This is a genomic window from Mesorhizobium shangrilense, assembly GCF_028826155.1.
Lineage (GTDB): Bacteria > Pseudomonadota > Alphaproteobacteria > Rhizobiales > Rhizobiaceae > Arvimicrobium > Arvimicrobium flavum.
In genome coordinates, this window is the sequence record NZ_JAQGPN010000001.1 from 1,254,689 (window position 1) to 1,267,008 (window position 12,320).

Consider the following 12,320-nt stretch of genomic DNA (forward strand, 5'->3'; position numbering starts at 1 on the left):
TTGATGGTTACAAATGACGTAGCGTCATAGCATCGGTCGGAAACAAACGTGCCGTATTTTCGTTTCATGAGGAATTCGAAACCAAAGGCAACGGCCATGTTCGGAAAAGCGAAAGTTCCGGCCAAGAAGATGTCCCGGCTGCACGAGCACAACAGCCCGTTCTTTCCGGAACTGGCCTTGCGCCGTCGCTCCAACGAACATCCGATGGTGATGTTCGCCGCACTGGCGGGCATCTGCCTCGGCTCGATGGCCCTGATCCCGACGGCCGGACCCGCACTGACTTCGGCCGAGCGCCCGACAGTGAAAACCGCCGAGTTTGTCGAGACGACTGGCAAAGGCGGCCGGCTGGCGCCTCGTTCCGAGAGAGAGATCGCCTGCTACGGTCAGGCGTGGGGGCACGAAGACGCCGAATGCCTGATGATGATCGCCCGTGAGGCTGGTCACAAGGATGCCAGGCAGATCCGCATGATCGCAAGCGCCGAGCCCGACAGGCACCGGCCCAACATTTTCTGAGACCTCCCCGCGCTCACTCCAGCGCACACTCAGCCCCTCATCGTTCCTGCCGATGAGGGGTTCTTTTTTCCGTCGAAGGCCGATGCGGATCCGCCTGCGGCTCACCGTGCCAGCATCACCTGGTCGCTGATTGCGGCAAGCACGCCGCGGACGTCCAGCGTGCTGAACGGCTTCTCCAGGATCTGCGGGCGCAGGTGCGGGGCCATGGCGTCCACTTCGGCGCGGGCGCCGATCATGTCGCCGGTCACGATCACGAAACGTCGCGCAAGATGCGGTCGCTTCTCCAGGATCTGCCGGTAAACGTCCATTCCTCCGGCCCCCGGCATCCGCAGGTCGCAGAACAGTATGTCCGGGTCCCCCTGTACGGAGAGCCCATCGAGCGTCGTGAAGGCGGTCTCGATGCGGGCCTTCACGCCCATCAGCTCGAGGATGTCGGCCAGCGAGGCGGCGACGTCCGGTTCATCGTCGAGGATGACGGCGTTGCGCAGTTCGTTGGAGGTCGCCGTTGCGCCGCCGGCATCCATTTGAGAAGCGCCAACAGCCGGCAGCTCGACCAGGAAGCGTGCGCCGCTCGGCTCCGCCGGCTCGAACCAGATCTTGCCTCCGTGTCGCTCGACGATCGACTTTGAGATGGAAAGTCCGATGCCGGTGCCGACACCTGCCGGCTTCGTGGTGAAATAGGATTCGAAAATGCGTCCGCGGATACTTTCCGGAATGCCGACGCCGTTGTCTTCAACCGAGAAGCCGCATTTCGCTCCGTCCCGGAAGGTTCGCACCTTGATGCGGCGGACACCGCCGACGCCGGCCAGCGCGTGCTGGCTGTTGACCAGGAAGTTGGCCGCCACCTGCGTCAGGTGGTCGGCGTCGCCCATGACGACGAGCTGGCTTGTGGCAAGCTCTGCGTCGACATTGATGCCGGTGCTGCGCGCGCCATAGGCGGTCACCTCCAGCGCCGAACGCACGACGCTGTTGAGGTCGGTCTCGGTCTGCGTGATCGGGTGCAGTCGCACCATGCCCAGAAAACTCTTGACGATGCGTCCGCAGCGTTCGGCCGCGGCGCGCACCTTCTCGGCGCGGGTTTTCGTGCTCGGGTCCACCGCGAACTCGTGCAGCAGCGTCGACTGCGCGACAACCACGGCCAGGGGGTTGTTCAACTCGTGCGAGACGCCCGCCAGCAGGGAGCCCATGGCCGCCATCTTCTCGTTCTGGTGGAGCTTCTCGCGCTGCCGGTTGATCTCGTCCTCGGCCTGACGTCTCTCGCGCAAGTCGCGGATCGAGCCAAGGATCAGGCGCCTGTCGGCGACCTCGACCTCCGTGGCGGTGAGCTCGATCGGGAAAACCTCGCCCTCGGCGTTCATGGAGGTGGTTTCGATGCGGCGGCCGAGCATCGGCCTGCCGCGTCGCTCCATATACTCGGCGCCATTGGCGTGGCCGGTGCGGTAATAAGGCGGGATGAGCGTGTAGAGGATGTCCTTGCCCAGGATATCTTCCTTCGGCCAGCCGAACATGCGCTCGGCGGCCGGATTGTACTCGACGATGCTGCCGGCTTCGTCGATCACGACCACGGCGTCGAGCGAAGCCTGCAGCATCGCGGTGCGGATGACCTCACTCACATGGGCTTCGGATTCGGATCGCTCCACCGCCTCGCCGATCGACATGGCGATCAGCTCCAGCGTCGCCTTCTCGTCGTCGGACCATTCGCGTTCGGTCACGCAGTCGTTGACAGCGAGCGTGCCCCAGAAATGCCCGTGGGCGAAGACCGCCACGGACAGGAACGACCTGATCCTCTGCGTCTCGAAATCCTCGCGCAGGAACCCGATGAGATCGCGCGTGTGACCGGCGAAGATCTTGCCCTGCCGGACATCTCCGGCAAGCTTCTCCAGCAGCGGGTCATTGTCGACCATGGACTGCACGATCAGGGTGGGCGCCCTTTGGATCTCCGGGATAGTGGGCTCCGACCAGTAGGCGGCGATCGATTGCGCAAAGCCGGCCTCCGGCAGGTCGCGCATTCGGAAGAGGATGGCGCGGTGGCAGGTCAGCGCGCGGCCGAGCGCCCCCAGTGCGCCGTCGATCTCGGTTTGCCAGTTCGCCGCCTTGCGCAGGCTGCGCACGATCGCCGCGCAAGCCACCGTGAGCCCGGACGCGCCGTGCTCGGCATCGGTGGCTGCCGTCAATTTATCGGTCATAGATCCTGCCGCCGTCGCGGCGCGCTCACTCCGCGCCTGATCCACCCTGCAGGGAGAAGATGTAACCTTCACCGCGCACGGTGCGCAAGAAGCGTGGGTTGCCCGGATCGCTTTCGATCTTCTTGCGCAGCCGCATGACGCGGATGTCGACCGCACGCGAGGATTCTGGATCTTCCGCGAAGCCGATCGCCTCCGAAATGGCGGAGCGGGTCAGCAGGCGGTTCGGCCGAGCCAGAAACACCTCGAGGACGTCGAATTCGCTCTTGGCCATGTCGATGACGCCGCCGTCGGCGCCCGTCACGGCGCGACCGTCAAGATCGGCGGTAAAGCCGCCGAAGCTGACGAGCCGCCGCGCCGTCTGGCCGGACGCCTGCACGACGGGTCCCGAAGCATCCGGCGGAGGGGTGCGCCGCAGCACGCTGCGTACACGCGCCAGCAACTCCCTGAGTTCGTACGGTTTGACCAGATAGTCATCAGCGCCGAGTTCCAGGCCGACGACGCGATCGATCGACGTGCCCGCCGCCGAGGCATAGATGATGCCCGCGGAGAACTGCGAGCGCAGCCAGCGGCCGAGCGACAGCCCGTCCTCGCCGGGCATTGCAATGTCGAGTATGGCGAGGTGGAAAGGCTCGGTTGCGGCAAGCTCGCGCATCGCCGCGGCGTTCTCGGCGGTCAGGACCTCGTATCCGTTGGCGCCGAGATACTCGGCGACGGCCTCACGCAAATCCGGCTCGTCCTCGACAACCACAACTCGGGCGCGCAGTTGGGCCTCACCTCCGCTTTCCGATGAAATTAGATTAGGTATAAACATAATTCCAGTGTCGCTTGCGATGGGTTGGAGAATGACCGGCAGGACCGTGGTAGCCCTGATCTGCGTAGCGGACCAAAATGGCGCCGGCCTCGAAGATCATCTCACCCGCCGCGGCTACGACGTGCGCAGCGTCGGCGAGGCGTGGGAGGCGGAGGCGCCGCTGTCTGCGCAGGACATAGACATTGCCGTCGTCGGGCATGGCGTGGCGCCGAACGTGGCTCTCGAACTCCTGCGCAACTATGCGGGCGAGGGCGGCCCGTACTTCCTGATGGTCTGGAGCCGGGCGGGTCTTGTCGACCGGGTGCTGGCGCTGGAACTGGGGGCGGCGGACGTTGTCGATGCGTCGATCTCCGCGCGGGAACTTGTTGCGCGGATCGGCGGACTGGCTGCACGCAAGGGCAAGGGCCAGAGGGATCTCTTGGTGCTCGAGAACGCCACGGTCGACCTGCGCTCGGCGCTGGTCATGCATCGCTCGGGCGCGCAGGAGCAATTGTCGGCCGGGCAGGTGGCGCTGATCCGCCTGTTTCTCGCCAGTCCCGGGAAAGTCCTGACGCGCGACGACATCGTCTCGGCCGCGCCGGCGGAGAATGCGGACGCCTACGACCGCTCCATCGATTCCCGAATTGTCAGGCTGAGACGCAAGCTCGATACGGAAGCCATCGTGACGATCCGCGGAGCGGGCTATCGGTTCGACCCGCCATCGCAATTGCCAGGGCCCGCGCGCTGACACTTCGGTCAGCGTACAGCGGAGACGACGAGGGGGTCTGGCTCGCCGGCAGCACCCGCGCGGTCGATCAGCACTGTCGCGACGGCTGCGAAGCCGAGGAGGCCTTGGGCGTAGAGCAAGGTTGCGAGAGCGGCGGCTGCGAATTTCGATCTCATCTCCATGCCCTCTCTCTGATCCTCAAACGCTTGCGGGCCGGCAACAGACCCAGACGTCGCCAGGCGAGGCCGGCTGCGGCAGGTCGGGGCTCGCAAGAATGCCGACAAGCGCCAGCGCCGCGGTGGCGCTTGCCACCTGGCACATCCATCCCGCGATCCGTGCGGACGTTTCGACAACGTGTTTGGCGTGGTTGCGCTTCATTGCACGCATAGGATGCTGCCGATCTGTTTCCGCTTCATGCCGCCGCGCGCAGCGTTGCTGTTGCAATGCGGTTGCGGGACGTCGCGCTCTTTTTCGCCGATACGAGGGTTCAGCGCTGTGCGCCTGTTCGGCTGAAAAACTCCGTTGCGGGTCAGGTTCTCGGAATTTTTGAGGCAATTTGCCCGTGTTCGTGACTTTCACCGATTATATGAGGTTTTTGAAACAGTCGTGAAACCAAATACCTCATGAAGTGAAATCAAGTCGAAACAAAGCGAAGCGATAAGCGCCGTCATGACGTCGGCCGGGGCCGGACGCCGGAACAGACAGGTTGAGGGGAAACGACCATGACAATCGCTGCCAGACTGATCAACATTGCCGCCGCGACCCTTGCGGGTGCGGTCCTCCTAGGGGGTGTGGGCGCCGCGCATGCATCGAACCTTGTCGCCCGGATCTCGATTTCCACGCAGACGATGGAGATCCTGGTGAACGGCCGTTCCACCTTCGAGTGGAAAGTCTCAACCGCCGGCAAGGGCTACGTGACGCCCACCGGTTCGTTCAAGCCCACGCGGATGCACAAGATGTGGTACTCGCGCAAATACGACAACGCGCCGATGCCGCATTCGGTGTTCTTCCACGGCGGCTACGCCGTGCACGCCACCGACGCCATCAAGCGCCTGGGCCGTCCCGCCTCGCATGGCTGCATCCGCCTGCATCCGGACAATGCTTCCGACTTCTACCGGCTGGTCGAGACCTTCGGCCCCGGCAACACGCGCATCGACATCGTGCGGTAGCCCCGGGGGGGCGGAGCGTTTCCTGGAGCCGGAGAGCTTGGGTTCGGAAACGCTCCAACACCGTCAGGACGGCGCGGGCCTCATGGTCCGCGCCGTTTTGCGTTTCCCGAGGTACGGGCTGCTATCGAGGTTTTCGGTCCGGGCTCACACCGTCCACAGGTAGCGGACGATGTGGAAGAAGATCGGCGTGGCGAAGACGAGGCTGTCGGCGCGGTCGAGCATGCCGCCATGCCCCTCGATGAGGTGGCCCCAGTCCTTGACGCCCTGGTCGCGCTTGATGGCCGAGGCCACGAGCCCGCCGAGGAAGCCCAGTGCGCAGATCATGAACGCGACCGCGCCGGCCTGCAGCGGCGTGAACGGCGTGATGACGGAGAGGGCGGCCCCGAGGAGGCTGGCGCTCACCAGCCCGCCGATCAGCCCCTCCCAGGTCTTCGACGGCGACACGTTCGGCGAGACGCGGTGCTTCCCGAACAGCTTGCCAAAAATGTACTGCAGGACGTCGCTGCCCTGCACGGTGACGATCAGGAAGACGATCAGCAACACCTCGCGGCCCTCGAAGCCGGGAATGTCGAGGAACAGCAGGAACGGCACGTGGCTGACGCAGTAGATGGCGATCATGATCGCCCATTGCTGCGCGGCGATGCGCTCCAGGAAGCGCTCCGTGTCGCCGTGCAAGGCAGTCAGCGCCGGCATGATCAGGAAGCAGTAGACCGGGATAAAGATGGTGAAGAGGCCGTACCATTCGGTCCAGACCAGCCAGTACTGGAAGGGCAAGACGATGCCGAACATGCCGAGCAGCACCCAGTGGTCGCTCCGCCGCGTGTAGGTCAGCGTCACGAATTCCCTCAGCGCGGCGAAGGAGATGAAGGCGAACAGCAGGATGACGCCGTTTTTGCCGAACAGGATAGCGATGGAGAGCAGGGTCACCATCACCCACCAGGCATTGATGCGCTGGGTGAGGTTGACGAGGGTCGGGCCCGGCTCCGCCCCGGCGCGCCAGGATAGCACCCCGGCGACGGTGCTTGCGAGCGCCAGCACCGCGAAGGGAGCCAGCAGCACGGGCAGGCTGAGGCCGGTCATGAATGCCTCCTCGATGCCGGACGGCTCTCCGGGCGGGGGTCGAGTTTCAGCAGCTCCTCGTGCGCGCGGGCGAGGAAGGCGTGGCGCTCCTCGTCCGGCTCCGGGGCGATCGGCGCTCCAAATACGACGCGGCAGAGCAGCGGCACCGGCAAAAACTCGCCCTTGGGAAGCACGCGGGACATGTTCTCGATCCAGCAGGGGATGAGCTCAACGTGGGGGCGCTGTGTCGCGAGGTTGTAGATGCCCGATTTGAAGGGCAGCAGCGGCGCGTCGGTCATGTTGCGCGTGCCCTCGGGAAAGATGATGAGCGAATCGCCCTCGTCGAGCACCTGCAGCATGACGGCAAGCGGGTCCTGCTTGCGCTCGGCCGAGGTCCGCTCGACCAGCACGGACGAGAGCATGTCCTCGGCGATGAAGCGCCTCAGCCGCGTCTTGCCCCAATAGTCCGCGCCCGCCACCGCGCGGGTTCGCGCCCGCTCGCGCGGCGGTAGGCAGGCCGAGAGCAGGATGAAGTCGCCATGACTGGCGTGGTTGGCGAAGTAGATGCGCTGCCGATCCGACGGCAAGGCGCCGACCCAAAGCGGCCGCACGCCGGTGACGACCCGCGCCACGGCGGCCAGGACGGCCGACGTCGCCGCCCGCATGAACCGGAAAAGGATCGCCCTCAACTCGCTCATCGTTTCCCCGCCGGATTGGTTACGCGAAGTTGGCGATCATGGCTAGGATCGTCGCGATGGCAGACACCGAAAGTGCCATGATCTGACGCCGCGCGAGCCGCCGTGCCCCGGCGATGCGGTCGGCCGACGGCTGTGTGATCTCGGGCAGGGGCTTCAGCTGCGTCCGGGCGAGGAACTCGTCCACCGCGCGGCCGGCGGCGATCTCCTCGGGATAGGTCGACATCAGCGTGAAGAGCGCCGCGTCGAAGCGCAAGAGCGCGGAAAGTGCGAGCGCTGCGAGGGCGCCGGCGATGCCGGCAAGCGCGAACAGCGCGGTGAGGAAGGGGCGCGATCCGGGCAGGATGATGCTGACCGCCAGGGCTGCCGACATGAATACGATCAGTGCGACGGCGGCGAGCGAACGTCGCTTCAGCTCGCCTGCGATATCGCGGCAGGCGGACTGGAAGTCCGAGTCTTGAGATAGCTCGTTCATCGACGTTTGGTCGCTCCGTCGCGCCTCGACCTTACTCACCCAGATGCACCGGCCTTCCCGTTTTCCGCAGCATGGCTTCCGCCTGCGCCGGATCCTTCACGCGTCCCGTGTCGATCAGCCATTCGGCGACGGCTCCCGCGCTGCGCTGGAAACCCAGCGCGCAGCAGACCAGCACCGGCCCGTCGTCGCGGCATTCCTCCATGAGGCGCGCAGCGCTCGCCAGGTCCGCGGCGGGTGGGCGCACGAGGTCCAGTAACGGGATCGCCCGCCAGTTCGCGGAGATGGCCGGCGGGCGTTCGAACTCGGCGGCGAGATCGACCACCGACGCGAATGCGCCGACCTCGCGCCGGCTCGGGAAGCGGCCGAGATGAACGCCGTCCGCAACCTCGACGCTCGGCGCAAGCCGCCGCGTCCACGCCCAGGCGTTAACGTGCGCGCCAAGCCGGTAGGGCATGAGCAGCCACCGGCTGGCGAAGCTGATGCATCCGTTCGGCGCTTTCTGGAACACTTTTGGTCCTCCGCCGAAATAGCCGAATGCGACGATGGCGAGAGCGAGTGCGGGCCAGAGCAGGAGGAGCCAGGCGGGATGGGGGTGCGCGCCGGCCCACGATGCCGCAAGCAGCAGCATCGCGCCGGCGAGATAGTACGCGCCCAGCCGCCGACGCCGGCCTTCACCGGTCAGCCTGAAGCCGGCCGCGGGGAGCGCCCCTTCGGCCGGAAACAGCCAGACGGCGAAGAGGCCGAGCAGCGCACCGGTCGGGATGTCGATGAAATGGTGCTGGTAGGTGGTCATCACCGATGCGCCGATCAGAATGCACCAGGCGTGCCAGACGGAGCGCACACGCGCCGGCAGCCTGCGGCGCAGGTGATCCCAGATGATGACCAGCAGCGCGATGTGGAGCGACGGCGCCTGGTTGAACGGCCTGTCGAAGCCGGTCAGCACGTCGAACATGAAGCCCGGCAATCCGTCCGTCTCGGGCCGCGCAAAGCTTGCCGCCAGCGGAAAGGCGACGAAGCAGGAGACGGCGACGAGCTGCGCGGTGAGGTAGCGTCCGGCCAGCCTGTCGACGCCGGACCTGTCGTCGTTCACGAAGAGCGAAAGCGCGTAGAAGGCGTTGATCGACCAGTAGGGCAGGATCGACCAGGCGAGGAAGGGTACGGAACGCTCCCAGTCGAACACGATGCTGCCGACATCGGCTTGCGTCGAGGCGTACCAGTTGGCGAGGCCGTAGGTCAGATAGAAGACGGGCGCGAGGAAGGCCAGCCACAGCAGCGCGCGCCGGAAGACGGGAGCGTAGGCAGGGCGAGTGGTGGTGTCCGCGATCGCAGCCGTCATGCCAAGCAAGGCCCGCGCCGCCTCTTTCTCATATCAGTGCCTGCCGCTCGAACGATCTGTGGGGTCGGGCGAGACATTGGGAGCGACTTTCATCCTCGACTTCAATGGCTTGCCGTCGCGTAGCGGGATCTCGGCGGTCGTACCGTCCGGAAACTCCGCCACCAGCTTGAACTTGCCGCCAAGTCCGTCGACGTACCGGTTGAGCGTGCGAAGCTGCACGGTTTCCGGCGCGCGTTCGATGCGGGAAACTTCCGTCTGCTTCAACCCGGTCCGCTCCGCGACGGTGATTTGGGAAACCTTCATCGCCTTGCGCAATTCCGCCAGATGCATCTCGGCCAGAATTTTCCTTGCGCCGGCTTCGATTTTGTCGCGCCGGTCGCCGGTGAGAGCGTCGATCCAGTCGGAGGCCGGCTTGAAATCGGATTTCTTCATCTTCAATCTCCTTCGCTCTGGAGCCACTCGTCGTACCTGGCGTCGGCCGTGCTGATCAGCGTGCGGTAGAACCGGGTTTGCGAAACACCTTCCTTGCTGCCACCGCAGAGCACGATGGCTCGTCGTTCGGGATCGAACGCGAAGGCGAAGCGCCACGCGCCCTTTGCGACCCTCAACTCCTTCATGTTGGTGTGTCTCGATCCCTTGAGCGTATCAACCAGCGGTCGTCCCAGATGTGGCCCGACCTCCTCGATCACACGAATGACCATCGCCAGCTTATCCAGGGTATCGGCGTCCAGCGCGGCGCGTTCACGTGCGAACTCCGGGTGCTCCAACACCAGCCATGGCATGATTATAGGATAGGGCCTCTAGTGGTTCAAACTAATATTCTCTGAAATGCGAAGAAGCGGAGATCGGCGCTGCCCTCACACCCGCTCCGCCATCGACACCGTAAAAATCCCCCATTCGTCGATGCGCTGCTCCAGTTTTCGGAAGCCCGCCGCCTCGACGAGTTGGTCCATCTCGCCCTGAGTCCGCCGGCGCATGACCCAGGCAGAACCACCCCGATGCGAGGTGAGGCTACGGGCGATCATCTCGAGCTGCGGGTGCCAGGGCTGGTTGGTGTAGACGAGCAGGGCGCCGGGCGACATGGCGGGCGCCAGGCCGGCCAGCGACCGTGTGACCAGTGCGTTGTCGGGAAAGAGTTCATAGAGGCCGGAGACGATGGCGAGGTCCGGGGCGGGGCGCAGAGACGCCAGCCCGTCGCGGTCGAAGGCGTCGGCCTCATGGAAGGAGGCGGTTGCGTCGAGTTTCCGTTCGGCGATCAGCCTGCGGCCGGCGGTGACGTTGATGGCCGAATAGTCCTGGAGGCGGACCGAGGCGGGCGGTTCCGGGAGCTTTGCGACGGCGTCCAGCACGTAGCGGCCGTGGCCGGCGGCGATGTCGAGCACGTGTACGTCGCGTCCGGCGGCCTTGAGGCGCTGGGCGGCATTCGCGATCATCTCCTCGATATGGATCTTGCGCTGGCGGATGCCGCGCCAGCCGATCGCGTCGAGATAGGTGCGGTCGACGAGGCGGCCCAGCGCGCCCGCGCCGCGCGGCTCGTTCTCGTAGACGTAGTCGAGCGTCGAGCCGGAATCGAAGCCGGTCGCCACTCCCGTCTCCAGCCCCTTCGACAGCCACGAGCCGGCGCGGATAGAAGCGCGGTTCATCGCCCAGTAGAGCCCTTTCGGGCTCATCAGCGGAAGGGGTGAGGCAAGCGCGTCGGCCTCGTCGCGGGTGTAGCCGGAGCGGTGCGCGTCGGTGAGGTCGATCTCGGGTTCGGGTGCGTCGAACTGGGTCAGGATGAAGCGGCGCGCCTCGGCGACGGCCTTTGCGCGGTCCTTCTCGCCGAGCGTGTCGTGGTAGAAGCCTTCGAGGACGTGGCGTTCCTTCACACGGCTTCCGAGATTCACGAAGAAGCGATGCTGGGGGCCGTGACGCACCACCCAGTCGGCGCCGGAGATCAAAAGCTGGGTGGGCACGATGATGGCGCGCGCGTCGGCCACCACGCGGGCGGCGTGCTGGTAGAGATCGACCAGTATGTTGGAGGCGATCGGCCGCGTGATCAGCGGGTCCCGCTCGAAGGACCTGATGCGCTCCCGGTCGTGGGTCAGGAAGCGGGCCTTGACGTAGGAATTGACGAAGAAGACGCCTTTCAGCCGCTGCCAGAGGGCGATGCCCTCCTTGGCGAATGGCGCGTAGAGCTTGACGCTGAAGGCGGGCGAGGCGAGCACCAGCGCGCGGATCTTCGGTGCATAATCGTGCACCCAGGTCGCGGCGAGCACGGCGCCAACCGATTGCGCGACGACTGCGATGTCGGTCTCGTCAAAACCGTCGCTCGCCCTGATCTCCTTCATGAAGGCGTCGATGTCGCGAACAGAATGGGCGAAGGACGGCGAGTATCCTCGCTTGCCCGGCGAGCGGCCGTGCCCACGTGCGTCCCAGGCGTAGAAGGTGAAATCGGGCAGGTCGAGTTCGTCGATCAGATGCGCCATGCGGCCGCCGTGCTCGTGGCCGCGGTGAAACAGCACGATCGCGCCGCGCGCGGCCCCGCTGGACGTCGGCCAGACGCGGTAGAAGAGTTCCGTGCCGTCATGGGTGACGAAGGTGCGCTCGACGGGCGTCCGCGTTTCCTTCGAGGGCTCGACCTGCTGCAGCATGTGCTTTCCCCTCCCGCTCGTTGGCGCTAGCCCTTCGCCAGGCCCGCGCGCACGCGATTGACGATGGTGACGAATGAGGCGAGCGTCAGTAGCGGAAACAGCCACGCCAGCCAGGCTGGCAGCGCGAAGCCGGAGGCGACGAGCACGGCGATCACGCCGAGCGCCAGCGCGCGGTCGCTCTTGCCGAGCGGCCCCGCATAGCTGCGTCCGATACCGGCCGGAATCCCCAGTACGCCCGCGAACTCGACGACGACAGCCGCGACCGCGAAGGCGATTACGCCCGCCGGCGTAAACGGCGCAACCAGCGCGAAGGGCAGGATGAGGGCGAGGTCCGACACGACGTCGGCCAGTTCGTTCAAATACATGCCAAGCTTCGAGGCCTGGCCGAACTCGCGGGCCAGCATGCCGTCGATGGCGTTCAGCGCCATGCGTACCAGCAGCACTGCCGGTAGCGCCAGGAAAACGAGCCGGTTGCCCGGCAGAGCCGCCATGAGTGCGCCCGCACCGACGGACAGGACGGCCGCCAGCACGGTGACCTGGTTCGCGGTGACGCCGGCCGCTGCGAGCCGGCCCGTCAGCGGCCGGAGGCATGCCTGGAAAGCCGGCTTCACGTCGTAAAGTGTGACCATGTTTCCCCCGCCGCGCCGCAGCCCGCCGTTTCCGCCTCGTCCGGCCATTCCGGCCATTGACGCTGCAGGCGAACGTGTGGGTCGCGCACGGGCGCATCATACGATGCG

Annotated in this window: 14 protein-coding genes; 3 read left to right on the forward strand and 11 right to left on the reverse strand. The window is 65.7% G+C overall.

Annotated elements, in window-relative coordinates; all coding sequences use genetic code 11:
- Positions 1–96: 96 nt before the first annotated feature.
- Positions 97–513, forward strand: a complete 417-nt coding sequence (locus PD284_RS06185; protein ID WP_274627340.1) for a hypothetical protein — start codon at positions 97–99, stop codon at positions 511–513.
- 101 nt (positions 514–614) lie between these two features.
- On the opposite strand, the gene PD284_RS06190 is transcribed toward PD284_RS06185, so the two are convergent.
- Positions 615–2,699: an ATP-binding protein gene (locus tag PD284_RS06190; protein ID WP_274627341.1), complete on the reverse strand. Its 2,085-nt coding sequence runs from the start codon at positions 2,697–2,699 to the stop codon at positions 615–617.
- A 25-nt stretch (positions 2,700–2,724) separates the two neighbouring features.
- Complete coding sequence (locus tag PD284_RS06195) at positions 2,725–3,510, reverse strand: response regulator transcription factor (protein ID WP_274627342.1); 786 nt, start codon at positions 3,508–3,510, stop codon at positions 2,725–2,727.
- Positions 3,511–3,541: 31 nt separating this feature from the next.
- Between PD284_RS06195 and PD284_RS06200 the strand changes: the two genes are divergently transcribed.
- Complete coding sequence (locus tag PD284_RS06200; RefSeq protein WP_274627343.1) at positions 3,542–4,237, forward strand: response regulator transcription factor; 696 nt, start codon at positions 3,542–3,544, stop codon at positions 4,235–4,237.
- Positions 4,238–4,245: 8 nt separating this feature from the next.
- Here PD284_RS06200 and PD284_RS06205 read toward each other — a convergent pair whose 3' ends face one another.
- Positions 4,246–4,392, reverse strand: a complete 147-nt coding sequence (locus PD284_RS06205; protein ID WP_274627344.1) for a hypothetical protein — start codon at positions 4,390–4,392, stop codon at positions 4,246–4,248.
- A 546-nt stretch (positions 4,393–4,938) separates the two neighbouring features.
- Here PD284_RS06205 and PD284_RS06210 point away from each other — a divergent pair.
- Positions 4,939–5,385 (forward strand): L,D-transpeptidase, encoded by a 447-nt coding sequence (locus tag PD284_RS06210; RefSeq protein WP_274627345.1) that lies wholly within the window; start codon positions 4,939–4,941, stop codon positions 5,383–5,385.
- Positions 5,386–5,529: 144 nt separating this feature from the next.
- Here the strand turns inward: PD284_RS06210 and PD284_RS06215 are convergent, their stop codons facing one another.
- From PD284_RS06215 to PD284_RS06250, 8 genes are all read right to left on the reverse strand, one after another.
- The gene (locus PD284_RS06215) at positions 5,530–6,465 is read right to left on the reverse strand and encodes a phosphatidate cytidylyltransferase (RefSeq protein ID WP_274627346.1); all 936 of its coding nucleotides are present in this window, start codon (positions 6,463–6,465) and stop codon (positions 5,530–5,532) included.
- The gene (locus PD284_RS06220; RefSeq protein ID WP_274627347.1) at positions 6,462–7,142 is read right to left on the reverse strand and encodes a lysophospholipid acyltransferase family protein; all 681 of its coding nucleotides are present in this window, start codon (positions 7,140–7,142) and stop codon (positions 6,462–6,464) included. Before PD284_RS06220 ends, PD284_RS06215 begins: the two co-directional genes overlap by 4 nt.
- 19 nt (positions 7,143–7,161) lie before the next feature.
- Entirely contained in the window at positions 7,162–7,614 is a 453-nt protein-coding gene (locus PD284_RS06225; RefSeq protein WP_274627348.1) for a hypothetical protein, read from the reverse strand.
- A gap of 31 nt (positions 7,615–7,645) precedes the next feature.
- A complete protein-coding gene (locus PD284_RS06230; RefSeq protein WP_274627349.1) occupies positions 7,646–8,950 on the reverse strand; it encodes a phosphatase PAP2/dual specificity phosphatase family protein in 1,305 nt (434 codons plus the stop codon).
- A 33-nt stretch (positions 8,951–8,983) separates the two neighbouring features.
- Positions 8,984–9,382, reverse strand: coding sequence for a helix-turn-helix domain-containing protein (locus PD284_RS06235; protein WP_274627350.1), 399 nt, complete (start codon positions 9,380–9,382; stop codon positions 8,984–8,986).
- 2 nt (positions 9,383–9,384) lie between these two features.
- The gene (locus PD284_RS06240) at positions 9,385–9,732 is read right to left on the reverse strand and encodes a type II toxin-antitoxin system RelE/ParE family toxin (RefSeq protein WP_274627351.1); all 348 of its coding nucleotides are present in this window, start codon (positions 9,730–9,732) and stop codon (positions 9,385–9,387) included.
- Positions 9,733–9,807: 75 nt separating this feature from the next.
- Entirely contained in the window at positions 9,808–11,583 is a 1,776-nt protein-coding gene (locus PD284_RS06245; protein WP_274627352.1) for a bifunctional alpha/beta hydrolase/class I SAM-dependent methyltransferase, read from the reverse strand.
- A 26-nt stretch (positions 11,584–11,609) separates the two neighbouring features.
- Positions 11,610–12,212: a CDP-alcohol phosphatidyltransferase family protein gene (locus PD284_RS06250; RefSeq protein WP_274627353.1), complete on the reverse strand. Its 603-nt coding sequence runs from the start codon at positions 12,210–12,212 to the stop codon at positions 11,610–11,612.
- Positions 12,213–12,320: the final 108 nt, after the last annotated feature.